Genomic DNA, 21,168 nt, shown 5'->3' on the forward strand with positions numbered 1-21,168 from the left:
ATGAAAGTTTTGTTTCAGTCACGAAGCTGACGCTCGACGCCGCCGGCGCTTGCGAGCAAGAGGACGTCGGCACCACGGCGGGCGAACAGACCATTGGTGACAACGCCGACGATCTGGTTGAGCGTGGTTTCCATCGCCACCGGGTCGCTGATTGACAGCCCGTGCACGTCGAGGATCAGATTGCCGTTGTCGGTCACGAAGCCCTCACGCAGGCGCGGCGAGCCGCCAAGGCGGACGAGTTCGCGCGATACCTGAGCCGCGGCCATCGGAATGACCTCGACCGGCAGCGGAAACTTGCCGAGCGTAGCGACCTGCTTGCTCGCGTCGCAGATGCACACGAAGCGACGGGATACGGCGGCGACGATCTTCTCGCGCGTGAGTGCGCCGCCGCCGCCCTTGATCATGCAGAAGTGACCGTCGATCTCATCCGCGCCGTCGATATAGACCGGGATCTCTTCGATCTCGTCGAGGCTGAAAAGCTTGATGCCGTGGGCGGCGAGGCGTTTCGAGCTGGCTTCCGAGCTGGAGATGGCGCCACGAATGCGGTCGCGCATGCCGGCGAGTCCGTCGATGAAGTGGTTGACCGTAGAGCCCGTGCCGACGCCGACGATGCTGCCGTCCTCGACTTCCTTGAGTGCTGCCAGGGCAGCGGCTTTCTTGAGTTCGTCCTGATTCATGAAAAATCCGTATGGTGGGGTCGTGTGTTTCAGACGAGGCCGTCGAAGGGCTGGACCAGCACCCGGTCACCGGGCTGCACGCCTGCGCAGTCCTCGGGCAGGACAATGAAGCAGTCTGCTTCGGACATCGAGCGCAGGATGCCCGAGCCTTGCGCGCCTGCCTGTGCCACGCTGATCTGGCCGTTGGCCCGCGACAGTCGGCCGCGGATGTACTCGCAGCGTCCGGGCTGCTTGCGGATGGTGTCGCTGCAGCTTGCCTCGAACAGGCCGGCCGGCGGCAGCGGATTGACCCCCATCAGCTTGAGCAGGGCGTCCTGCACGAACTGATAGAAGGTCACAAGCACCGCTACCGGGTTGCCCGGCAGGCCGAACAGCATTGCATTGCCGATGCGCCCGAAGGCCATCGGGCGGCCGGGCTTGATGGCGAGTTTCCAGAACGAAACCTCGCCCATGCGCATCATCATGTCGCGGATGAAGTCCGCTTCGCCAACCGATACGCCGCCGCTGGTGATGATGACGTCGGCGGCCTGCGAGGCTTCGCTGAAGGCGGCTTCGAGCGCGGCCGGGTTATCCGCGATCACGCCCATGTCGATGAGGTCGCAGCCGAGGCGGCTGAGGGCACCGAACAAGGTGTAGCGATTGCTGTCGTACACTTCGCCGGGTGCAAGCGGACGGCCGATGGATGCGATCTCGTCACCGGTGGAAAAGAACGCCACGCGCAGGCGCCGGCAGACGGTGATTTCGGCGATGCCAAGCGAGGCAATCAGGCCAAGCTCGGCCGGTCCGCAACGCCTTCCGGCGCTCAGGGCTGCGCTGCCCAGGGCGAGGTCCTCGCCGGCACGGCGCAGGTTCTGACCACGTCGCTGGCCTGCGGGAATGAAGACCTGGTTGTCTTCGCGGCGCGTGACTTCCTGCACCACGATGGTGTCTGCACCTTCGGGAATGGCGGCGCCGGTCATGATTCTGATCGCCTGGCCGGCGCCGACGATGCCGGAGAAGGGGCGCCCGGCGTAGGCCGTGCCAACCACGGTGAGCGCCGTGTCGCCACTGGCGGCAAGGTCGATCGCCCGCACGGCGTAGCCGTCCATGGCGGAATTATCGTGTGCAGGGACGTTGCACGGGGCAATGACATCGAGGGCGAGCACACGGCCGAGCGCTGAGCGCACGGCAACGCGCTCCCAGCCAACGATCGTGCTCACTGCATCAAGGATGGTTGCTCTTGCTTCGTCGGCGCTCAGGAAGTTGCGGGGCGTCGTTTCGGGAGGGCTTGGCTGAGTCATCTGCTGGATCCGGAGGTGCGGTGACGAATGATGTCGCGGACGTCCATTTTTACCACAATGCAGGCACGACTGGCGTATTACGCAATGTTGGCGTGCCAACCTGTCGCGCAGGTCTGCCGTTAAAATTTGCAGCATGACCCAGAATGTTCACGAAGCCGCCCTGGCGGCGATGATGCTCGACGATCCCGGCGCCAAGTGCGCGGCCACGATGCAGCTGCGTTCGGACTGGTGCGTCGGTGCGCTCGAGCCCGTGCCGGGCGCGGACGACCCGCACGCAGTGACAGTGCCGGGGCGTCCGCGACGTCCGCAGCTCGTGCCGCCGCAGCAGCTCTCTGCGCGCCGGGTGGGGACGCGGGAAGGGCATGCGGCGATGCTGCACGCGATTGCGCACATCGAATTCAATGCCATCAATCTCGCGCTCGATTGCGTTCATCGTTTTCGCAGCATGCCGCGCAGCTTTCACGACGAATGGCTGATGGTGGCGGCAGAGGAGGCTTATCACTTCGGTCTGGTGCAGGCGCGCCTGACTGCGCTTGGCTATGACTACGGAGACTTCCCTGCGCACAACGGGCTGTGGGAGATGGCCTGTCGTACGGCGGACGACGTGCTGTCGCGCATGGCACTGGTGCCGCGTGTGCTCGAGGCGCGCGGGCTCGATGCCACGCCGCCGATTGCGGACAAGTTGCGCAGTATCGGTGACCGGGAGAGCGTTGCGGTGCTCGACATCATCCTGCGTGACGAAGTGGGGCATGTGGCGATTGGCGACCGCTGGTTCCGCAGGTGCTGCGAGGACCGGGGGCTGGATGCCGAGGCGTGCTATCTCGATCTGATTGCCCGCTTCGACGCACCCTGGCCGCAGCCGCCCTTGCACCGGGAGGCGCGTTTGGCGGCTGGATTCAGTGCCGCCGAACTGGATCGCCTGGCGCGCGGCCGGCACTGAACACGCCGCAGCATCAGGGCTCAGCCTGCACTGCGGGCAGGTGCGTGGCATGAGTGGGGCAGGAACAAAAAAAGGGTGGCCGCAGCCACCCTTTCCTGTTCGTGCGAACTGCGCTTAGCGCAGGCCGGCTGCGTAGTCGGCCACAGCCTTCATTTCCTTGTCGGTCATCTTCAACGCGATCATGCGCATCATCGAGTTCGGGTCGTTTGCACGGGCGCCGTCACGGAAGTTCTTCAGCTGGGCTTCGGTGTAGTCGGCAAACTGACCCGCGAGCGCAGGGTACTGGGCAGGCAGGCCGGCACCGGCAGGGCCATGACAGGCTGCACAGGCGGGAACGCCCTTGGATGCAATGCCTGCGCGCCAGATGTGCTGACCGGCGTTGAGGGTGTCGAGGTTCTTGGCGGCTTCAGGCTGCAGCGTCTGTGAGGAGAAGTACTCCGCCAGTGCTTTCATGTCGGCCACGTCGAGACCGGCGACCATGGCGCCCATCACTGCGTTTTCACGCGCAGGCGGCTTTCCGTCCCAGCTCTTGAATTCTTGCAGTTGCTTGAACAGGTACTCGGAGTGCTGGCCAGCGAGCTTCGGGTTTGCCGGAAGCTGGCTGTTGCCGTCCGCCATGTGACAGCCTGCACAGATCGTCTCAGCGGTCTGTTTTGCCTTGGCCAGGTCGGGTGCCTGATCCTGAGCTTGGAGGCTGCCTGCGACCAGCAGCAGCGAGAGCAGCAGGGAACGCTTGATCATGATGTCCTCGGAAAGCCGTGAGTGAATGCCCTAAAACGCGGTATTCTATATCACGAAACCCTCGTTGCGCGACGCGAAGAGGGTTTTTACCCAGCCCAACGGCCTTTGAGCCCTTCTTCGATGCCCATCTTCCGCAACGCACAATTCGAAATTTCGATCGCCAAGCCCTCGGGGCTTCCACCGCCCAACGGTTCGGAGATCGCTTTTGCCGGCCGCTCCAACGCTGGCAAATCGAGTGCGATCAACACGCTCGCGGGTCATGTTCGTCTGGCCTACGTCTCCAAGACGCCCGGGCGGACGCAGCTGCTCAACTTTTTCCGTCTCAATTGCGGCGCCTGTCTGGTCGACCTGCCGGGCTATGGTTATGCCGCAGTTCCCGAGAAGATCCGCCGCGAGTGGGGCGGGCTGATCGAGACGTATCTGAAAGAGCGCGAGAATCTGATCGGACTGGTACTGATGATGGATTCGCGTCGTCCGATGACCGAGCTCGACCGCCAGATGATCGGCTGGTTCGCGCCGTCGGGCAGGCCGATTCATGTGTTGCTGACCAAGAGCGACAAGCTCTCGCGCGGTCCGGCCAATGCGACCCTGATCGCGGTGCGCAAGGAGCTCGCGGCCTATGGCCCGCAAGTGACCGCGCAGCTGTTCTCCAGTCTGAAGAAAACCGGTGTCGAGGAGTGCGAACGCATCGTCACCGGCTGGCTCGGGATGAACGAGCTGGCGCCGGACGCTGCGCTGCCCGCAGATGAAACGGCGGGTACAAAAACAAAAACCCCCGGCTAAGGGGGAGGCCGGGGGTGAAAAGCCTCGATAGGGTCGAGGCCCCGCTCAGGGAGGTGAAGCGGGAGATGGTTCATCACCATCTGCGGTGTGAGATGGTCCCCCAGGCGTGAAGTTCCCGGCCGAAAACGTTACCGTATGTGTTTAGTCCGATCGATTGCGTCGATCGCTTTTTCATGACTTCTGACGGACTCGAAATGCAAGCCAATCCGAACTTTCCATCCACCCGCATGCGGCGCATGCGGCGTGACGACTTCTCGCGTCGTCTGATGCGCGAGAATGTGCTGACAGCAAACGACCTCATTTATCCGGTGTTTGTCCTCGAGGGCGAAGCTGCGGTAGAACCGGTATCGTCGATGCCCGGTGTTTCGCGGGTGTCGCTCGACGGTCTGCTGCGACTGGCCGAAGAGGCACAGAACCTGGGCGTGCCGGCGCTCGCACTTTTCCCGGTGGTTGGCGCCGACAAGAAGAGCGAGGGTGCGGAAGAAGCCTGGAACCCGGACGGCTTGGTGCCGCGGGTAGTGCAGGCGCTGAAGGCGAACTTCCCGGATCTCGGCGTGATCACCGACGTCGCGCTCGACCCCTACACCAGCCACGGCCAGGACGGACTGATCGATCCCGCGGATCCGCGGGGCTATGTCCTCAACGACGAGACGCTCGAAGCGCTCGCCAAACAGGCGCTGTGCCATGCCCAGGCCGGGGCCGACGTCGTTGCACCATCCGACATGATGGATGGCCGGGTAGCGCGCATTCGGGCAAAGCTCGATGAAGATCAGCGCATCTACACCCGTATCCTTGCCTATTCGGCTAAGTACGCATCCAGTTTCTACGGTCCTTTCCGGGACGCAGTGGGCTCGGCCGGCAATCTCGGCAAGGGCAACAAGTACACGTACCAGATGGATCCCGCGAACAGCGATGAGGCCATCCGCGAGGTTGCCCTCGATATCGCCGAGGGTGCGGACATGTACATGGTCAAGCCAGGCATGCCTTATCTCGATATCGTGCGTCGGGTGAAGACCGAACTGCAGGTGCCGACCTACGTCTATCAGGTGAGCGGCGAATACGCCATGCTCAAGGCCGCTGCGGCCAACGGCTGGCTGGATGAGAAGGCGTGTGCAATGGAGGCGCTGGTGGCCTTCAAGCGCGCGGGTGCCGACGGCATCCTGACCTACTTCGCGCTCGACGCTGCACGCTGGCTGCGCGCCGGCGACTGATCGTCCGCTGTCTGCGGGTTCAGCCGAGCAGGCTGCCCGCAGCGCGCCTCAGTTTGAGGATGGAACGGATCTTCACGTCAACATAGGCGGGGTGACGGCTGCCGCCACCCACGAGGACCGTGCGCATGCCCAGCTGGCGCGCGGTACGCAGATTGGCCGCGGTGTCTTCGACCATGATGCAGCGACGGGGGTCGAGGCGGTAACGGCGGATGATCTGCCGGTACGCAGCCATTCCGGGCTTGGGCTGCATGTTCAGCGATTCGATGGCGACCACGTCGTCGAATATGTTGCGGATGCCCATGATGCCGAGCACGTTCTCGGCATATCTGCGCGGGGCGTTCGAGAACACGATTTTCCGCCCCGGCAGTTTCTTCAGCATGCCTTTCAGGGCGCGGTCGAACACCATCATTTTGTGCAGGCGATCGAAGCTGTGGGTCTCGCTCAGGAAGTGGTGAGGGTCGGTCGCGTGATGGCGCATGAGCCCGAGCAGCGTTGCACCGTACTGATGCCAGTAACGGGTTCGCAGTGCGTTGGCCTCGTCCGCACTCAGCGCGAGGTGGCGCTCGAGATAGGCCGTCATGCTGCGGTTGATGTGCGGGAAGATGTGCGGGCTGGCGTTGTGCAGCGTGTTGTCGAGGTCGAACAGCCAGACTGGGGCGGAGGTCATCGGAGCATCGTCCTTGGTGATCAGCTCGACGAACTGTCGGTCTGCCGCGGACGGAACTGGATCACAGCCCTGCCGTCCTCGGTGTTTTTTGCAGGGGCTTTCCATGCGTGCCCCTGAATGACCTCGAAGGTGGCCGGCAGGCGCCCTTCGGTACGGAGTTTTTCGTAGTGCGCCCGTGCAGCCGCCCAGCCGTCGCGGCCGCTGAGGCCGCGCGGGCGTGAGCTGGCAGCGTTGTTGCCGCCGCTGGCGCGCAGATCGCTGAGCAGGCCGTCGACATCGTTGTAGGTCAGGGTCAGCATCTCCATGTCCATGACCGGGTCTGAAAAACCGGCCTTGACCAGCACGTCACCGATGTCATGCATGTCGATGAAGCGGTGCACCCTTTCGCCGGCCTGATCGGGCAGCGCTTCGCGCAGCTCGCGCAGCGTGTCGGGGCCGAGACTGGAGAACATCAGCAGGCCACCCACTTCAAGCACCCGGTGCGCTTCCTGCAGCGCAGGCAGGGGGTCGTGCAGCCCCGGCAGCATCAGGTTGGACCACGCCAGCGAGACGCTCGCACGCGGCAGTGGAAGGGCGTTCGCGTCTGCCGCGACCACCGGTGTGCCATGCGGTGAAGAGCCGATCAGGCGCCCCAGCAGGCGCCGCGCCGTGCCGCTTTGCGGCGTGGTGCGGCGGCGGCATTGCTCAAGCATCGGGAGCGAGAAGTCGAGCCCGATGAGCGCGGCTTCGGGGAATCGCTCAGCAAGTCTCAGCAGGTCGCTGCCGGTCCCGCAGCCAAGGTCGACGATGCGCTTGGGCGAGATCCGGATGTAGTCGAGGCGCTCGTCCATGCGTCGGGAAATCTCGCGTGCGAGAACGTCGGCGCTGTCATAGCGTGCAGCCGCGCGGTCGAAGCGCTGCCTGAGCAGTCTACGGTCGAGCTGGAAGTCTTGATCCTGCGCCACTGGTGCTTCAGATCGCCTGCAGACCGAGGCGAACGAAGAGCTGTTCGTCGTGATCGGCGCCGGGGTTGTCGGTGGTCAGCAGGCGTTCGCCATAGAAGATCGAGTTGGCTCCAGCCATGAAGCACAGGGCCTGAAGCTCGTCGTTCATTTCCTGGCGGCCAGCAGACAGGCGCACGAAGCTGGTGGGCATGGTAATGCGTGCGGCGGCGACAGTGCGGACGAACTCGAAGGGGTCGAGCTTGCTGCCATCGGCCAGCGGGGTGCCCGGAATCTGCACGAGATTGTTGATGGGGACCGACTCCGGCGGCGGATTCATGTTTGCCAGCTGGGCAATCAGTCCTGCGCGACCGGTCTGTGTCTCTCCGAGGCCGATGATGCCGCCGGAGCAAACATTGATGCCCGCGCCGCGTACCTTGTCGAGGGTGTCGAGCCGGTCCTGAAGCGTGTGGGTGGTGATGACCTCGGCGTAGAACTCGGGTGCGGTGTCCACGTTGTGGTTGTAGTAGTCGAGCCCGGCCTCCGCGAGTTGCGCTGCCTGGCCCTCGCCGAGCATGCCCAGGGTGACGCAGGTTTCGAGCCCGAGCTTTTTCACCTCGCGCACCATTTCCAGCACCGGGACAAGATCCTTGTCCTTGGGGCCGCGCCAGGCTGCGCCCATGCAGAAACGCGAGGAGCCCTTGGCTTTTGCCGCGCGGGCATGTTCGAGCACCTCCTCGACCGGCATCAGGCGTTCGCGTTCGAGACCGGTGTCGTAGCGGGCGGACTGCGAACAGTATCCACAGTCTTCGGAGCAGCCGCCGGTCTTGATCGACAGCAGGGTGGAACGCTGAACCTGTCCCGCGGTAAAGTGTTCGCGGTGGACCTGTTGCGCACGGTACATGAGGTCCATGAACGGCATGTCGAACAGCGACTGCACGTCGGCAACGCTCCATCTCGCGTCAGAGGGCAGGGCTGGAGCAGGCTTGCGGGCGAACTGGATGGTCGATGTACTTGTCATGCTTCTTGGTCCACGCTGTAATCCGGTAACCCGGCATCTTCGTTCACGGCGCGAAAACTTGTCAAATACCCATCGAAGTCTGCAGCAACTTCTCAACCATGTGCTCGATGTGGTGATGCCGCAGGATTGTTACCTGTGCGGTGCGCGTTCGGACGGGCAGCCCGTGTGCCCCGAGTGCCATGCGGGGCTGCCGTTTCATCGCGCGGCGTCGTGTCCGGTGTGTGCGCTGCCGACGACGGAGGGCGAGGTGTGCGGTCATTGCCTGCGCACGCCTCCCGCGTTCGACGCCACGCGTGTGGCCTTCGACTATGTGTTTCCCCTCGATGTGCTGGTGCAGGCGCTGAAGTACCGGCACAAGCTCGCGCTGGCGGGCTACTTTGCCGACGCACTCGGGCTGCCCCGGGAGGTTGATCTGATCGTGCCGATGCCACTGCATCCCATGCGTCTTTCCGAGCGCGGCTTCAATCAGGCGGTAGAGATCGCGCGCCCGCTGGCAGGCGCCACAGGGTTGCCGATGGCTCTCGCCGGTCTGGCGCGAGTGCGCAACACGCCGGCTCAGGCGAGTCTCGGCCGTGCCGAAAGGGCCGCCAACATGCGGGGGGCCTTCGAGTGCTCCCTGCGCCTCGACGGGAAGGCCGTGGTGGTGGTCGATGACGTCATGACCACCGGCGCATCGCTGGATGAGGTCGCGAGATGCCTCAAGGCCTGTGGCGCGGTACGGGTCGAAAACCTGGTGGTCGCCCGCACACCGGCACCGCTCTGAGCTAGAGTGCGCGCTTTGCCACTTCTTACCGAGCAATGTTCGACATCGTCCTGTTCGAGCCCGAGATCCCTCCGAATACGGGCAATATCATCCGCCTCGCCGCAAACACGGGCGCCAGGTTGCATCTGGTCGAGCCGCTGGGCTTCGATCTGAGCGACAAGCAGCTTGCGCGTGCGGGGCTGGATTACCACGATCTCGCGCATGTCACGGTTCATCCGGACTGGGATTCATGCACGGCGACCTTTGCCGGGCGGCGGATCTTTGCGCTGAGCACACGCGGAACGGTGCGGCACGATCACATCGGGTATGCGCCGGGAGATGTGCTTGTGTTCGGGCCGGAAAGTCGCGGCCTGCCCGAGCAGGTGCTGCATTCCGTGCCGGCGGGGCAGCGCTTGCGAATTCCGATGCGTCCGGCAAACCGGAGCATCAACCTGTCGAACGCGGTGGCGGTGGTGGTCTACGAAGGGTGGCGCCAGCTCGGCTTCGAGGGCGCAGTCTGAGCGCTGCAGCGCACGGCGCGCACCAGGTGCCCGCCGTTGCCGGGCCTATTCGTGCTTTGGATCGCGGGCGAGGAGTTGTTCGACCACTTCGCGCGCCACATGGCCCTCGTGCAGGAGGGCGTTTACGGCCGAGCAGATGGGCATGTCAACGCCGACGCGTTCTGCCATGGCCGTCACTTCGCGCGCGGTGGACACCCCTTCTGCGACGTGGCCCAGATCGCGCAGAATGTCATCCAGCGTCTTTCCTTCGGCCAGCGCAAGGCCAACCCGGCGATTGCGTGAGAGGTCGCCGGTACATGTGAGAATGAGGTCACCCATGCCGGCAAGCCCCATCAGGGTTTCCGGTTTGCCACCAAGCGCTTCGGCGAGGCGTGCGATCTCTGCGAGGCCGCGGGTAATCAGGGCTGCCCGTGCATTCAGGCCGAAACCCATGCCGTCGGATACACCGGACGCAATGGCCATAACGTTCTTGATGGCGCCGCCGATCTCGCAGCCAATGACGTCGGTGTTGGCGTAAAGGCGCAGCAGGGGTTGATGAAGGCTATTCACCCAGTGGCTGGCAAATTCCGGGTCGGCAGAGGCGATGGTGACTGCTGCAGGCAGTCCGCGTGCAACCTCGGCGGCGAAGCTTGGGCCGGTCAGTACGCCGCAGGGCGCATCGGCCCCGAGCTCTTCGAATACGATTTCGTGCGGGAGCCTGGCGCTGCCCGCTTCCAGCCCCTTGCATGCCCAGATCAGCGGCGTGTCGGGCTTGAGGCGGTGCAGGGCGCGCGTGGTGCTGCGCAGGCCTGACAACGGGGTGACGACCAGGTGCAGGTCCGCACTGCGTGCCGCCGCGTCGAAATCGCTCGTCAACTGCAATTCCGGATGAAGCGGAAGTCCGGGCAGATAGCGGCGGTTTTCGCGCTCCGTCCGCAGGGCTTCGATATGGGCAGCGTCGCGCGCCCACAGGGTGACCTGATGGGTGTCTGCAAAGGCTTGCGCGAGTGCCGTTCCCCAGGCTCCGGCGCCGAATACCGAAATTTGCATCTGATTCAAAGCCCCCAGACTTCGTTTACACGGAGGTATCCGCTGGCGCCGTCCGCATGGCGCACCTTGATCCAGCCGGCGACAGGGGCTTCGGTGAGTTCAAGGACTGCATCCCTGACGGTGATGAAGGCCGCGGGGGCTGTGTCATTGGCTTGCTGACGAACGGATGTCTGCGCCACGTTCACGATGACGGTCCGTTTGTCGGCAAGCGCGCGGCGATCTATCCACGACAGACCGCCCGCCGGATCGCGCACCTTGACCCACTTGTCGAGCGACACGACCATTTCGACCGGCGTGCCGGCAAGAATGATCGCGAGTTTCCTGCCCTTGTCCGACGGCGTGTCGTACAGAATCGACGGTGCTGCGACCGAACGGAACTCGATGGCGAGGCTGGCGGAACTCGCCAGCGTCAGGGCAAGGGCGAGCGCGAGTTTGAGGGGGCGGGAGCGCATTTGCGACGACTTACTGAACCGGCACTTCGCCAGCCGGAGCCTGTTGCTGCTGACGGGACTGGTACAGTGCTTCGAAGTTGACCGGTGCCAGCAGCACGGGCTGGAAGCCTGCACGGGTGACCGCGTCGGAGACGGCTTCGCGGGCGTACGGGAAGAGGATGTTCGGGCAGCCGATCATCATGACGGGCTCGAGATCGCCTTCCGGGATATTGCGGATCTGGAATACGCCGGCCTGAGCAACCTCGACGAGGAATACCGAACGGTCTTCACCGATCTTTGCCGCAACGGTCACGGTCAGAACGACTTCGTACAGCCCTTCGTCGACTGCATTGCCATCGGTGCGAAGTTGAACGTTGATCTGGGGCGTGTCGCGCTCAAGGAAGATCTGCGGTGCGTTGGGCACCTCGAGGGAGAGGTCCTTGACGTAGACTTTTTCGATGGAGAAGACGGGTTGCGCGTTTTCGGTCATGTAAGTTGCCTGATTCGGTTGGAATTTAATGGGTCAGCTTGTGCTGCCATCGAGCATGGATACCAGCGATCCCGCCTGATCCAGCGCGTAGAGATCGTCACAGCCGCCGACATGGTAGTCGCCAATGAAGATTTGCGGAACCGTGCGTCGCCCGGTGATCTGCATCATCTCGGCACGTTTGGCAGGGTCGCCATCCACGTTGAACCTGATCATGTCGGTCACGCCGCGTGCGAGCAGCAACTGTTCGGCGCGGGCGCAGAAGGGGCAATAGCTGCTTGTATAGATGCGGACTTCGGGCTGCATGCTCACTTCCTCTTCTTGCTCACGGGCTGCCCGGCCTTATCCCATTCGATGAGGCCGCCGCGCAGGTTGTACAGTTTTTCGAAGCCGGCCTTTTTCAGCGTCGCCAGCGCCGAGCCCGAGCGTGCGCCGGTGGCGCAGCACAGGATGATCGGACGGCTCTTGAACTTGTCGAGTTCGGATGCACGACGGGCAATTTCAGCCATGGGGAGGTGACGTGCATTGGGGATATGTCCCTTGCCGTACTCGCCCTGATCGCGAACGTCCACGACGATGGCGTCTTCGCGGTTGATCAGCATCGTGGCTTCGGTCGGGCTGACCAGGGTCTTGTTGCCCTGGTTACGAACGAAGTCGAACAGTAGCCAGCCGCCCGAGACGGCTGCAAGTGCGGCCCAGGCCAGGTTTTGTTGCAGGAATTCCACGAAATCGTTGCTCCGGAGTTGTTACTTGTTGGATTGCGTGGGGGCGACGCCACAGAAGACTTCGCGCATGAGCACGATCAACTGCAGCGTGCGCTGGTCGCCCACGCGGTAATAGACGCGATTGGCGTCCTTGCGGGTTTGCAGGACACCCTTGTCGCGCAGGATGGCGAGGTGCTGCGAAATGTTGCTCTGGGAAGTGCCCACGGCCTCGACGATGTCCTGTACGCACACCTCTTCGCTGCCGAGGATGCACAGAATCTTGAGCCGCAACGGATGCGCGATCGCTTTCAGCGCCCGGGCAGCCGTTTCGATGTGTTCATGCTTGTCGATCAGCTCGAAGATGTCTTGATTAATCACTTGAGGGCCGGATGGGCAAAACCAATAGTATAAAATAACGCGTTGTTGTCTAGCGCGCCATCTCTGTGTCGTGCCAGCAGTGTATCTGTATTGCAGTTTTCAACCCTTACCGGACACCGACTTTCTATGTACAAAATCGTTCTGCTTCGACATGGTGAATCAACCTGGAACAAGGAAAACCGCTTTACCGGGTGGACCGATGTCGATCTCACCGAGCAAGGGGTGGGAGAAGCACGCGTTGCGGGCCAGTTGCTGAAGGATGAGGGATACGCTTTCGATCTCGCATTCACCTCCGTGCTCAAACGCGCGAACAAGACGCTCAACATCGTGCTCGAAGAGCTCGATTCGCTGTGGCTGCCGGTCGAGCATTCATGGCGCCTGAACGAGCGCCACTACGGCGCGCTGCAGGGGCTGAACAAGGCCGAGACTGCGGCCCAGTACGGCGACGAGCAGGTGCTGGTATGGCGCCGCTCCTACGATACGCCTCCGGCACCGCTGGAAGAGGGCGATGCGCGCCTGAACTACGACGATCCCCGGTATGCGTCGCTGCCGCGTGCGCGCTTCCCCCGTACCGAATGTCTGCAGGACACCGTGGCCCGCGTCGTGCCCTACTGGGAAACCGTGATCGTGCCGCAGATTCTCGCCGGACGCCGCATCCTGGTCGCCGCCCACGGCAACAGCCTGCGCGCGCTGATCAAGTACCTCGACAACATCTCCGATGCAGATATCGTCGGCCTCAACATCCCCACCGCGCAGCCGCTGGTGTACGAGCTCGACGTCAATCTGAAGCCGGTCAAGAGCTACTACCTTGCCGACGAAGACACCATCCGCGCCGCTCAGGCTGCGGTTGCCGGACAGGGCAAGGCAAAGGTCTGAAACCTCTCTCGTGACAAACGCGTGTGGTCGTGCCGCCCTGCGGGGCGTTCTGGTGCTGATGCTGGCAGGCATGCTCCTGCCCGGGAGCGCGCTTGCGCAGGCGACGGTCGAGATCAAGGAGAAGCGTTCCGACCTGGACGACCTCAAGCAGCGGATCCGCGATCTGCAGAAGGACATGGCTCAGACGGAGGCCACCCGTTCGGGCGCGGCCACGGCGCTTGCTGAAGCCGAGCGGGCCGTGTCGAAGGCGGAGCGCGATGTCCGTCGTCTGGCCGCGGAGCGCGCTTCCTCCGAGAAGAAGCTCGCGATGCTCGAGGCCGAGCAGCGCGAGGTCGAGGCCCGCATCGGTGCGCGCCAGGGCGAGCTCGCGGAATGGCTGCGGCGGCACTACATGTTCGGTGCTGCCGATGGCGTTGCGCCGCTGCTGTCGGCACGCGACCCCAATCAGCTCGCGCGTGACGCGCACTATCTCGAGTATCTGGGGCGCGCACGCCTCGAACTCATTGATGGTTTGCGCAGCGACCTGCGTAACAAGGCCGAGCGTGCAGTCGAGATTGCATCCCGTCGCGACCGCCTGACGCAGCTTGAAGCCGAGCAGCGTGCGCAGCAGGCATCGCTCAAGGCGGTGCATGAGAAGCGTCGCGAAGCACTTGCCGAGATTGCGAGTCAGCTCACCTCGCAACGCAAGGAGGTGAGTGCGCTCAAGGCCGACGAGCAGCGTCTGTCGCGCCTGATCGAAACCCTGGCGCAGCGCGCCCGCGAAGCGGCTGCACGTCAGGCCGCGGCGCGCGCGGCCGAGGCCCGCAGGGCGGCTGCCGCTGCGGCCGCGGCGGAGCAACAACAGGCTGCATCTTCATCTTCATCCTCATCCGAGCGGCGTCCGTCGCGCCCGACGGCGTCCTCTTCACGTCATTCCGAGCCGGTCGTCGGCGAAGTGCGCAAGTCGGCCGGCCCCACGCCCACAGGTGTCAGCTTCGGCCAGTTGCGCGGTCAGCTGCGCTTTCCTGTTCGTGGCGAACTCATCGGACGCTTCGGTGCTCAAAGGGCTGAGGGTGGAACGACCTGGAAGGGCGTTTTCATCCGTGCAGCCAGCGGTGCTGAAGTGCGCGCAGTTGCGGCCGGCGAGGTGGTGTTTTCCGACTGGTTGCGTGGCTACGGCAATCTGCTGATTCTTGACCACGGCGGAGACTATCTTTCCGTGTATGGCAACAACGATGCATTGCTCAAAGTCGTCGGTGACAACGTGGCTGGCGGCGATGCGATTGCCAGTGTGGGGGTGAGCGGAGGCGGCCCGGAATCGGGTTTATACTTCGAAGTCCGTCATCAGGGACGGGCACTCGACCCCCTGCAGTGGGTGCGGCTTAACTAGATTCAGATTCAGGCGCGGCCGAGGGGTCGCGCTGGCATATTCCCCGATGGAGTGCTCATGCCCAGCAGCAAGTTGAAACAATTCGGGCTCGTAATGACCGGCGTCGTCGCCGGTGTGATGATCAGCCTGAACTTCTCCGCCAATGCCGACAAGACCGCGCTGGCGCCGCTTCCCGTCGAGGAGCTGCGTGCGTTCGCCGATGTCTTCAATGCCATCAAGCAGGGCTATGTCGAGCCGGTCGATGACAAGAAGCTGGTCACGCATGCGATCAGCGGAATGCTGAGCGGGCTCGATCCGCATTCGGCCTACCTCGACGCAGAGGCGTTCAAGGATCTGCAGGTGGGAACTCAGGGTGAGTTTGGCGGCCTGGGCATCGAAGTCGGGATGGAAGACGGCTTCGTCAAGGTGGTGTCGCCCATCGAGGACACACCGGCTTTCCGCGCAGGCGTGAAGGCGGGGGACCTGATCGTCAAACTCGACGATACGCCGGTGAAGGGCATGAGCCTTAACGATGCGGTCAAGCGCATGCGCGGCAAGCCCAAGACCGACATCACTCTGACCATCATGCGCAAGGGCGAAGTCAGGCCGGTCATCGTCACCCTCACGCGCGAAGTGATCAAGGTCCAGAGCGTCAAGTCGAAGGTCGTCGAGCCCGGCTATGGTTACCTGCGGGTCGCGCAGTTCCAGGAGAACACAGCGAGTTCGGTCGTGACGCACCTGCAGAAGCTGGCCAAGGATGGCGAACTCAAGGGGCTGGTGCTCGATCTGCGCAACGATCCGGGCGGCCTGCTTCACGGTGCGGTCGGTGTGGCGGCGGCTTTCCTGCCGGTCAATACCCTGGTGGTGTCGACCGACGGACGTACAGAGGATGCCAAGCGCGAGTTCCGTGCATCGAGCGACGACTACCTGCGCGGTTCGCGGGACGACTTCCTGCGCGCGCTGCCGAAGTGGGCGCGCGATGTGCCCATGGTGGTGCTGGTCAACGGTGGCTCGGCCTCTGCGTCGGAGATCGTTGCGGGTGCGCTGCAGGACCACAAGCGTGCCGTGATCATGGGAACCCAGAGCTTTGGCAAGGGCTCGGTGCAGACCATCCTGCCGCTGAACAATACGACGGCGATCAAGCTCACCACGGCGCGTTACTACACGCCGAGTGGTCGGTCCATCCAGGCCAAGGGTATCGAGCCCGATATCGTGGTCGAAGAGTCCACCAACGGCTCGGCCAAGCGGATTCGCGAAGCCGACCTCGACGGTCATCTCGGCAACGATCGTGATCCGGAGGCCGAGCGCAAAGCGCGCGAGGCGCAGGATGCGCAGGGTGCTGATGAGGACGAGGCCGCTCAGGCTGCGCGTTTCGAGCAGGCCGGCAAGGACGACTATCAGCTTGGCCAGGCGATCAATCTTCTCAAGGGCCTCCAGATCGTCCAGAATAAAAATAATCCATGAGACAGGGAGGGTTGTGATGCGACGTGAAACCGCCTACAAGCTTGCCGGCAGGCGTCACGACCATCCCGTTGCCGGGTCGGGGATGGAGAAGCACCGTGAGCTGCGCTTCAAGAAGCTGCCGCCAGGCCAGGTAGAGCAGGCACTCCGGGCGCTGAGCATGCTGAAGGGGCTGGAGGTCGAGGAGGGGGTTGGAGAATACGCACTGGTTGTGCGTTATTCAGTCCTCGACTACAGCTTGGAGTCACTCGAAGAAGCGTTGCGCGAGGCCGGTTTCGCGCTGGACAACACGCTGTATTCGAAGCTCGTGCGGGCACTGGTCTATTTCTGTGAGGAAACCCAGCGTCACAACCTGGTCTCACCCGAACGCCTGCTGAAGAAGTCCAACGAGGTCTACATCCAGGCCTGGGATCACCATGCGCATGGTGATCACGACGAAACGCCCCCTGACTTGCGTGAGTACAAGTAAGGGCGTTTTCCTATCCATCGTGCGGGCTGCCATGTGCGGCCCTTTTTCTTGTGTGCTCAGCCATGAATGACGATCAGCTACTGCGCTACAGCCGGCATATCCTGCTTCCGGAAATCGGTGTCGAAGGTCAGGAGGCCATTCTCGGCGCGCGTGTCCTCGTGATCGGGGCTGGTGGCCTGGGGTCGCCCGCTGCGATGTATCTTGCCGCGGCCGGTGTCGGCACGCTGGTGCTTGCAGATGGCGATACAGTGGATCTGACCAACCTGCAGCGCCAGATCCTGCATAGCGCCGAGGGCGTAGGGCGGCTCAAGGTCGAGTCCGGACGCGATACGCTGCACCGCCTCAACCCCCTTGCCCAGGTCGAGATCCTGCCGTTCCGCCTTGAGGGCGATGCGCTCGACGCGCAAATTGCTGCGGCTGATGTCGTGCTCGATTGTTGCGATAACTTCGCGACCCGTCATGCCGTCAATCGGGCCTGCGTCAAGCATCGCAAGCCCCTGGTGTCGGGCGCGGCAATCCGCTTTGACGGTCAGGTGTCGGTGTTCGATCTGCGCAATGCCGAGAGTGCCTGCTATCACTGCCTGTTCCCGGAAGGCGAATCGCTCGAAGAGGTCCGCTGTGCGGTGATGGGGGTATTTGCGCCGCTGGTGGGCATTATCGGCTCCACCCAGGCGGCCGAGGCGCTCAAGCTGATCGCTGGCTGCGGAACCTCGCTCGATGGTCGTCTGCTGCTGCTGGACGGCCTCGGAATGGAGTGGCGCAGCGTGTCGCTCGGGCGTGATCCCGGTTGCGCGGTGTGCGGGGCGCGCTAGGCGCGATCAGCGACGGGGACGTGCGATCAGGCGCAGATCGTCGCCAATCTGGCGCAGATCGCGGATATCGAGGCTTACCGCCTCATCCAGGCGGGTCAGCTCAGCCAGATTGAACAGGCCCTGGGCCGCGTCGCCAACCAGAATCGGCGCCAGATAGAGCAGGAGCTCATCGACGCAGCCTTCGCGCAGCAGCGAGCCATTGAGTTTCAGGCCGGCTTCCGCGTGGATTTCGTTCAGGCCGAGCCGGCCAAGCTCGTTCATCAATGCAGGCAGGTCGACCTTGCCGCCCGCGTTCGGTAGGACCAGCAGGCGGTGCCCGGCGCCTGCCAGGGATGCGTGCCTGTCACGGTCTTCGCTGGCAGTGGCAATCACGATCGGGTCGCCCTGCAGGATGCGTGCCGTGGGCGAGACGTCGAGCCGGGCGTCGATCAGCACCCGCAAGGGCTGGCGTTCGCAGGGCACGGCTCGCACGGTCAGCTGGGGATCATCTGCCTTGACCGTGCCGATTCCGGTCAGGATCGCGCATGCGCGAGCGCGCCAGCGATGACCGTCGGCACGGGCCGCCGCGCCGGTGATCCACTGGCTGACGCCGTTGTTGAGCGCGGTCTTGCCGTCGAGGCTGCTGGCTGCCTTGAGGCGCAGCCAGGGGCGGCCGCGGGTCATGCGCGAGACGAAGCCGATGTTGAGTTCCCGGGCTTCGTTCTCGAGCAGTCCGTGCGCGGTCTGTATGCCGCTGGCCCGCAGTCGTTCCATGCCGCGCCCGCCAACCAGCGGATTCGGGTCTTCCATTGCCGCCACAACGCGGGACACCCCGGCCGCGATCAGCGCGTCCGCGCACGGAGGGGTGCGACCGAAGTGGGAGCAGGGTTCAAGGGTCACGTAGGCAGTCGCACCGCGGGCGGCATCGCCAGCCTGCTGCAGGGCGTTGATTTCGGCATGAGGCTCGCCGGCACGCCGGTGCCAGCCTTCGCCCACGGTCATGCCGTCACGCACGATCACGCAGCCTACCCGAGGATTGGGGGTCGTGCTTTCAAGGCCATTGGTGGCCAGGGCGAGGGCCCGGGCCATTGCCTCGTGGTCAGCTGCCGAAAAGGTCATTCTCGGGATCCGCAGGTGTTGCGCTGCCCCGCGCGCGCTTGGAACGCGGCTGCACTTCGCGAATCACTTCGGAAAATTCATCCACGTCGGCAAAGTTGCGATACACCGATGCGAAGCGGATATAGGCGACCTTGTCGAGCTTCTTGAGCTCCTTCATCACCAGTTCGCCGATCTTTTCGCTCGCTACTTCGTTCTCGCCCATCGACAGCAGGCGTGCCTCGATTCGGTCGACTGCGGCCTCGAGCGCTTCGGTGGTGACCGGGCGCTTGCGCAGCGAGAGCTTCATGCTGCCGGATAGTTTCGCATGGTCGAAATCGGTGCGACTGCCGTTGCGTTTGACGATGTGCGGCATCTTGAGGTCGATGCGCTCATAGGTCGTAAAGCGCTTGTCGCAGTGCATGCAGCGTCTACGGCGGCGCACGACGTCGCCGTCGTCGTTCTCGCGCGTGTCGGTGACCTGGGTATTGGGGTCACCGCAGAAGGGGCATTTCATCGCGTGGGCGCAGGCAGTCCGCTCGGGCGACCCGCGCTGAAACCAGCAGCGGGCCGCTCGTGCGTCAAGTGCTTACTGGCCGTAGACCGGGAACTTCGCACACAGCGCCGACACCTTGCTGCGCACGCCATCAATCACCGCGGCGTCTTCAGGCGCTGCGAGTACGTCTGCGATCAGGTGGGCGATCTGCTCGGCTTCGATCTCGGTGAAGCCACGGGTGGTCATCGCCGGCGAGCCGATACGGATGCCGGAGGTCACGAAGGGCTTCTCCGGGTCATTCGGGATCGAGTTCTTGTTGACCGTGATGTGCGCACTGCCGAGTACGGCTTCGGCGGCCTTTCCGGTGATCTTCATCGAGCGCAGGTCAACCAGGAAGACATGGCTCTCGGTGCGGCCGGAGACAATGCGCAGTCCGCGCTCTTCGCCGAGCACGCGCGCCATCACGCGGGCGTTGGCAATTACCTGTTCCTGGTAATTCCGGAACTTGGGCGATGCGGCTTCCTTGAAGGCAACTGCCTTGCCAGCGATGACGTGCATCAGCGGGCCGCCTTGCAGACCGGGGAAGATGGCGGAGTTGATCGCCTTTTCGTGCTCGGCCTTCATCAGGATGATGCCGCCGCGCGGGCCGCGCAGCGTCTTGTGCGTGGTCGAGGTGACGACGTCGGCGTGGGGCACCGGGTTCGGGTAGTAGCCAGCGGCGATCAGGCCGGCGTAGTGCGCCATGTCGACCCAGAAGATCGCGCCGATTTCCTTTGCAACCTTGGCGAAGCGCTCGAAATCGATGCGCAGCGAGTAGGCGGAGGCGCCGGCGATGAGGATGCGCGGCTTGTGCTCGCGTGCCAGCGCTTCCATCTTGTCGTAGTCGATTTCTTCCTTCTCGTTCAGGCCGTAGGCCACGACGTTGAACCACTTGCCCGACATGTTCAGCGGCATGCCGTGGGTGAGGTGGCCGCCTTCGGACAGGCTCATGCCCATGATGGTGTCGCCCGGCTTGGCAAAGGCCAGCAGCACGGCCTGGTTTGCCTGCGAGCCCGAGTTGGGCTGCACGTTGGCGGCATCGGCACCAAAGAGTTTCTTTACACGTTCGATGGCGAGTTGCTCTGCCACGTCGACGTGCTCGCAACCGCCGTAGTAACGCTTGCCCGGATAACCTTCAGCATACTTGTTGGTCAGCTGGGAGCCCTGGGCTTCCATGACCGGGTATGAGACGTAGTTCTCGGAGGCAATCAATTCGATGTGGTCTTCCTGGCGGCGGTTTTCCGCCTGCACGGCGGCCCACAGCTCGGGATCGACCTTGGCGAGGGTATCTTGGGAAGAAAACATGGAACGGACTCGGCAGGGTTGTGATAAAGGCGGATATTAACACGCGAGGCGAGGGCGTATGTCGAGCCGCGTGCGCCGCAACATGTTTGTTTCGCACAGACTCAGGCGTTGGAGAGCTCGTCGAGTGCGCTGCCAAGGTGGGACTGGTCTCCCCAGCTGACCAGTTGCCAGCGGCCGTCGTGGTGGGTGATCCAGTTCAGCGCGGCATTCGGGATGGTGAAATCGCGCGGCGAGTCGAGCGACTTTCCCGTGCTCAGGCGGTGAATGATGTCGAGCACGCCGCCATGCGTCACGATCAGAATCTGTTCGCCGGGGTGGCGCTCGACGATTTCGAGCAGGGCTGCGGCAATGCGCGCAGCGAAGGCGGTAAGGCTTTCGCCTCCATCCTCGAAGGCAAAGCCGGCGTCGCGGCTCAGGAAACGGGCGTAGTCAGCAGGGAAACGGGTTTGGGCTTGCTCGTAAGTCAGGCCCTGGAAATGCCCGTAGTGGCGTTCGCGCAGTCCCGGGTGGGTGTTGATACGGTCTTCGGGGCCGGGCCAGATGCATGCCGCAGTGCGTCGGGCGCGCTGCAAGTCGCTGCTGTAGGCGGCCGCGAAGCGCTGGTCCGAAAGGGCACGGCCCGTGGCCTGAGCCTGGGCGATGCCGTTTTCGTTCAGTTCAATGTCGAGATGCCCCTGGAGACGCCTTTCGGCGTTCCAGGTGGTTTCTCCGTGACGAACAATGCAGAGTCGGGTGAGTGGGTTTTCCATCCGCCCG

At 63.6% G+C, this 21,168-nt stretch carries 26 protein-coding genes; 10 read left to right on the forward strand and 16 right to left on the reverse strand.

Features of this window, described 5'->3' with window-relative positions:
- Positions 1 to 14: 14 nt before the first annotated feature.
- Both rpiA and glp read right to left on the reverse strand, forming a co-directional pair.
- Positions 15 to 677: a ribose-5-phosphate isomerase RpiA gene (gene rpiA / locus CEW83_RS20680; protein ID WP_108951047.1), complete on the reverse strand. Its 663-nt coding sequence runs from the start codon at positions 675 to 677 to the stop codon at positions 15 to 17.
- Between the two features lie 29 nt (positions 678 to 706).
- The gene (gene glp, locus CEW83_RS20685; RefSeq protein WP_108951048.1) at positions 707 to 1,957 is read right to left on the reverse strand and encodes a gephyrin-like molybdotransferase Glp; all 1,251 of its coding nucleotides are present in this window, start codon (positions 1,955 to 1,957) and stop codon (positions 707 to 709) included.
- A gap of 133 nt (positions 1,958 to 2,090) precedes the next feature.
- Between glp and CEW83_RS20690 the strand changes: the two genes are divergently transcribed.
- Positions 2,091 to 2,897, forward strand: coding sequence for a ferritin-like domain-containing protein (locus CEW83_RS20690; protein ID WP_108951049.1), 807 nt, complete (start codon positions 2,091 to 2,093; stop codon positions 2,895 to 2,897).
- Between the two features lie 114 nt (positions 2,898 to 3,011).
- Here CEW83_RS20690 and CEW83_RS20695 read toward each other — a convergent pair whose 3' ends face one another.
- Positions 3,012 to 3,638 carry a c-type cytochrome gene (locus CEW83_RS20695; RefSeq protein ID WP_108951050.1) on the reverse strand — a complete coding sequence of 209 codons (627 nt, stop codon included), beginning with the start codon at positions 3,636 to 3,638 and terminating at the stop codon, positions 3,012 to 3,014.
- 120 nt (positions 3,639 to 3,758) lie between these two features.
- On the opposite strand from CEW83_RS20695, the gene yihA reads away from it, so the two are divergent.
- Together yihA and hemB are read left to right on the forward strand one after the other, a co-directional pair.
- Positions 3,759 to 4,421, forward strand: a complete 663-nt coding sequence (gene yihA / locus CEW83_RS20700) for a ribosome biogenesis GTP-binding protein YihA/YsxC (RefSeq protein ID WP_108951051.1) — start codon at positions 3,759 to 3,761, stop codon at positions 4,419 to 4,421.
- A 194-nt stretch (positions 4,422 to 4,615) separates the two neighbouring features.
- Complete coding sequence (gene hemB / locus CEW83_RS20705) at positions 4,616 to 5,632, forward strand: porphobilinogen synthase (RefSeq protein WP_199915173.1); 1,017 nt, start codon at positions 4,616 to 4,618, stop codon at positions 5,630 to 5,632.
- A gap of 19 nt (positions 5,633 to 5,651) precedes the next feature.
- Here the strand turns inward: hemB and CEW83_RS20710 are convergent, their stop codons facing one another.
- Genes CEW83_RS20710 through bioB form a run of 3 tightly spaced genes read right to left on the reverse strand, consistent with a single transcriptional unit; the run spans position 5,652 to position 8,240 of the window.
- Positions 5,652 to 6,299 (reverse strand): pyrimidine 5'-nucleotidase, encoded by a 648-nt coding sequence (locus CEW83_RS20710; RefSeq protein WP_108951052.1) that lies wholly within the window; start codon positions 6,297 to 6,299, stop codon positions 5,652 to 5,654.
- 20 nt (positions 6,300 to 6,319) lie between these two features.
- Positions 6,320 to 7,243, reverse strand: coding sequence for a methyltransferase domain-containing protein (locus CEW83_RS20715; protein WP_108951053.1), 924 nt, complete (start codon positions 7,241 to 7,243; stop codon positions 6,320 to 6,322).
- 7 nt (positions 7,244 to 7,250) lie between these two features.
- On the reverse strand, positions 7,251 to 8,240 hold the full coding sequence (bioB, locus tag CEW83_RS20720) for a biotin synthase BioB (RefSeq protein WP_108951054.1): 990 nt from the start codon (positions 8,238 to 8,240) through the stop codon (positions 7,251 to 7,253).
- A gap of 58 nt (positions 8,241 to 8,298) precedes the next feature.
- Between bioB and CEW83_RS20725 the strand changes: the two genes are divergently transcribed.
- Both CEW83_RS20725 and CEW83_RS20730 read left to right on the forward strand, forming a co-directional pair.
- Positions 8,299 to 9,003 (forward strand): ComF family protein, encoded by a 705-nt coding sequence (locus CEW83_RS20725; protein WP_234418941.1) that lies wholly within the window; start codon positions 8,299 to 8,301, stop codon positions 9,001 to 9,003.
- A 35-nt stretch (positions 9,004 to 9,038) separates the two neighbouring features.
- Positions 9,039 to 9,503, forward strand: a complete 465-nt coding sequence (locus tag CEW83_RS20730) for a tRNA (cytidine(34)-2'-O)-methyltransferase (RefSeq protein ID WP_108951056.1) — start codon at positions 9,039 to 9,041, stop codon at positions 9,501 to 9,503.
- Positions 9,504 to 9,548: 45 nt separating this feature from the next.
- Here the strand turns inward: CEW83_RS20730 and CEW83_RS20735 are convergent, their stop codons facing one another.
- The 6 genes from CEW83_RS20735 to CEW83_RS20760 are packed head-to-tail and all read right to left on the reverse strand — an operon-like array spanning position 9,549 to position 12,532.
- Positions 9,549 to 10,532 carry an NAD(P)H-dependent glycerol-3-phosphate dehydrogenase gene (locus tag CEW83_RS20735; RefSeq protein WP_199915174.1) on the reverse strand — a complete coding sequence of 328 codons (984 nt, stop codon included), beginning with the start codon at positions 10,530 to 10,532 and terminating at the stop codon, positions 9,549 to 9,551.
- Positions 10,533 to 10,537: 5 nt separating this feature from the next.
- The gene (locus CEW83_RS20740; protein WP_108951058.1) at positions 10,538 to 10,984 is read right to left on the reverse strand and encodes an SH3 domain-containing protein; all 447 of its coding nucleotides are present in this window, start codon (positions 10,982 to 10,984) and stop codon (positions 10,538 to 10,540) included.
- 10 nt (positions 10,985 to 10,994) lie between these two features.
- Complete coding sequence (gene secB / locus CEW83_RS20745; RefSeq protein WP_108951059.1) at positions 10,995 to 11,453, reverse strand: protein-export chaperone SecB; 459 nt, start codon at positions 11,451 to 11,453, stop codon at positions 10,995 to 10,997.
- Between the two features lie 33 nt (positions 11,454 to 11,486).
- A complete protein-coding gene (grxC, locus tag CEW83_RS20750; RefSeq protein WP_108951060.1) occupies positions 11,487 to 11,756 on the reverse strand; it encodes a glutaredoxin 3 in 270 nt (89 codons plus the stop codon).
- A 2-nt stretch (positions 11,757 to 11,758) separates the two neighbouring features.
- Positions 11,759 to 12,175, reverse strand: coding sequence for a rhodanese-like domain-containing protein (locus CEW83_RS20755; RefSeq protein ID WP_108951061.1), 417 nt, complete (start codon positions 12,173 to 12,175; stop codon positions 11,759 to 11,761).
- A gap of 21 nt (positions 12,176 to 12,196) precedes the next feature.
- On the reverse strand, positions 12,197 to 12,532 hold the full coding sequence (locus CEW83_RS20760; RefSeq protein WP_108951062.1) for an ArsR/SmtB family transcription factor: 336 nt from the start codon (positions 12,530 to 12,532) through the stop codon (positions 12,197 to 12,199).
- A gap of 126 nt (positions 12,533 to 12,658) precedes the next feature.
- Between CEW83_RS20760 and gpmA the strand changes: the two genes are divergently transcribed.
- The 5 genes from gpmA to CEW83_RS20785 all read left to right on the forward strand — a co-directional run bounded on the left by gpmA (position 12,659) and on the right by CEW83_RS20785 (position 17,498).
- Positions 12,659 to 13,408 (forward strand): 2,3-diphosphoglycerate-dependent phosphoglycerate mutase, encoded by a 750-nt coding sequence (gene gpmA, locus CEW83_RS20765; protein WP_108951063.1) that lies wholly within the window; start codon positions 12,659 to 12,661, stop codon positions 13,406 to 13,408.
- Between the two features lie 10 nt (positions 13,409 to 13,418).
- On the forward strand, positions 13,419 to 14,777 hold the full coding sequence (locus CEW83_RS20770) for a murein hydrolase activator EnvC family protein (protein WP_332871095.1): 1,359 nt from the start codon (positions 13,419 to 13,421) through the stop codon (positions 14,775 to 14,777).
- A 57-nt stretch (positions 14,778 to 14,834) separates the two neighbouring features.
- Positions 14,835 to 16,220, forward strand: a complete 1,386-nt coding sequence (locus CEW83_RS20775; RefSeq protein WP_108951064.1) for a S41 family peptidase — start codon at positions 14,835 to 14,837, stop codon at positions 16,218 to 16,220.
- A gap of 16 nt (positions 16,221 to 16,236) precedes the next feature.
- Positions 16,237 to 16,686 carry a hypothetical protein gene (locus CEW83_RS20780; protein WP_108951065.1) on the forward strand — a complete coding sequence of 150 codons (450 nt, stop codon included), beginning with the start codon at positions 16,237 to 16,239 and terminating at the stop codon, positions 16,684 to 16,686.
- Positions 16,687 to 16,748: 62 nt separating this feature from the next.
- Positions 16,749 to 17,498, forward strand: a complete 750-nt coding sequence (locus CEW83_RS20785; protein ID WP_108951066.1) for a HesA/MoeB/ThiF family protein — start codon at positions 16,749 to 16,751, stop codon at positions 17,496 to 17,498.
- A 6-nt stretch (positions 17,499 to 17,504) separates the two neighbouring features.
- Here the strand turns inward: CEW83_RS20785 and ribD are convergent, their stop codons facing one another.
- From ribD to CEW83_RS20805, 4 genes are all read right to left on the reverse strand, one after another.
- The gene (gene ribD / locus CEW83_RS20790) at positions 17,505 to 18,596 is read right to left on the reverse strand and encodes a bifunctional diaminohydroxyphosphoribosylaminopyrimidine deaminase/5-amino-6-(5-phosphoribosylamino)uracil reductase RibD (protein ID WP_108951067.1); all 1,092 of its coding nucleotides are present in this window, start codon (positions 18,594 to 18,596) and stop codon (positions 17,505 to 17,507) included.
- Entirely contained in the window at positions 18,577 to 19,089 is a 513-nt protein-coding gene (nrdR, locus tag CEW83_RS20795; protein ID WP_108951068.1) for a transcriptional regulator NrdR, read from the reverse strand. Before nrdR ends, ribD begins: the two co-directional genes overlap by 20 nt.
- A gap of 72 nt (positions 19,090 to 19,161) precedes the next feature.
- Positions 19,162 to 20,412 (reverse strand): serine hydroxymethyltransferase, encoded by a 1,251-nt coding sequence (gene glyA / locus CEW83_RS20800; protein WP_108951069.1) that lies wholly within the window; start codon positions 20,410 to 20,412, stop codon positions 19,162 to 19,164.
- Between the two features lie 101 nt (positions 20,413 to 20,513).
- A complete protein-coding gene (locus tag CEW83_RS20805) occupies positions 20,514 to 21,161 on the reverse strand; it encodes a histidine phosphatase family protein (RefSeq protein WP_108951070.1) in 648 nt (215 codons plus the stop codon).
- Positions 21,162 to 21,168 lie beyond the last annotated feature (7 nt).

This window comes from Parazoarcus communis, assembly GCF_003111645.1.
GTDB lineage: Bacteria > Pseudomonadota > Gammaproteobacteria > Burkholderiales > Rhodocyclaceae > Parazoarcus > Parazoarcus communis_A.

What these genes read in the sequence shown, in the direction of transcription:
- grxC (WP_108951060.1), bottom strand. Translation starts at nt 11,756, where the DNA reads ATGCAGCCCGAAGTCCGCATCTATACAAGCAGCTATTGCCCCTTCTGC.
- CEW83_RS20695 (WP_108951050.1), bottom strand. Translation starts at nt 3,638, where the DNA reads ATGATCAAGCGTTCCCTGCTGCTCTCGCTGCTGCTGGTCGCAGGCAGC.
- secB (WP_108951059.1), bottom strand. Translation starts at nt 11,453, where the DNA reads ATGACCGAAAACGCGCAACCCGTCTTCTCCATCGAAAAAGTCTACGTC.
- CEW83_RS20690 (WP_108951049.1), top strand. Translation starts at nt 2,091, where the DNA reads ATGACCCAGAATGTTCACGAAGCCGCCCTGGCGGCGATGATGCTCGAC.
- nrdR (WP_108951068.1), bottom strand. Translation starts at nt 19,089, where the DNA reads ATGAAATGCCCCTTCTGCGGTGACCCCAATACCCAGGTCACCGACACG.
- CEW83_RS20805 (WP_108951070.1), bottom strand. Translation starts at nt 21,161, where the DNA reads ATGGAAAACCCACTCACCCGACTCTGCATTGTTCGTCACGGAGAAACC.
- gpmA (WP_108951063.1), top strand. Translation starts at nt 12,659, where the DNA reads ATGTACAAAATCGTTCTGCTTCGACATGGTGAATCAACCTGGAACAAG.
- CEW83_RS20775 (WP_108951064.1), top strand. Translation starts at nt 14,835, where the DNA reads ATGCCCAGCAGCAAGTTGAAACAATTCGGGCTCGTAATGACCGGCGTC.
- hemB (WP_199915173.1), top strand. Translation starts at nt 4,616, where the DNA reads ATGCAAGCCAATCCGAACTTTCCATCCACCCGCATGCGGCGCATGCGG.
- CEW83_RS20740 (WP_108951058.1), bottom strand. Translation starts at nt 10,984, where the DNA reads ATGCGCTCCCGCCCCCTCAAACTCGCGCTCGCCCTTGCCCTGACGCTG.
- glyA (WP_108951069.1), bottom strand. Translation starts at nt 20,412, where the DNA reads ATGTTTTCTTCCCAAGATACCCTCGCCAAGGTCGATCCCGAGCTGTGG.
- bioB (WP_108951054.1), bottom strand. Translation starts at nt 8,240, where the DNA reads ATGACAAGTACATCGACCATCCAGTTCGCCCGCAAGCCTGCTCCAGCC.
- CEW83_RS20785 (WP_108951066.1), top strand. Translation starts at nt 16,749, where the DNA reads ATGAATGACGATCAGCTACTGCGCTACAGCCGGCATATCCTGCTTCCG.
- CEW83_RS20735 (WP_199915174.1), bottom strand. Translation starts at nt 10,532, where the DNA reads ATGCAAATTTCGGTATTCGGCGCCGGAGCCTGGGGAACGGCACTCGCG.
- CEW83_RS20730 (WP_108951056.1), top strand. Translation starts at nt 9,039, where the DNA reads ATGTTCGACATCGTCCTGTTCGAGCCCGAGATCCCTCCGAATACGGGC.
- CEW83_RS20780 (WP_108951065.1), top strand. Translation starts at nt 16,237, where the DNA reads ATGCGACGTGAAACCGCCTACAAGCTTGCCGGCAGGCGTCACGACCAT.
- CEW83_RS20710 (WP_108951052.1), bottom strand. Translation starts at nt 6,299, where the DNA reads ATGACCTCCGCCCCAGTCTGGCTGTTCGACCTCGACAACACGCTGCAC.
- rpiA (WP_108951047.1), bottom strand. Translation starts at nt 677, where the DNA reads ATGAATCAGGACGAACTCAAGAAAGCCGCTGCCCTGGCAGCACTCAAG.
- glp (WP_108951048.1), bottom strand. Translation starts at nt 1,957, where the DNA reads ATGACTCAGCCAAGCCCTCCCGAAACGACGCCCCGCAACTTCCTGAGC.
- yihA (WP_108951051.1), top strand. Translation starts at nt 3,759, where the DNA reads ATGCCCATCTTCCGCAACGCACAATTCGAAATTTCGATCGCCAAGCCC.
- ribD (WP_108951067.1), bottom strand. Translation starts at nt 18,596, where the DNA reads ATGACCTTTTCGGCAGCTGACCACGAGGCAATGGCCCGGGCCCTCGCC.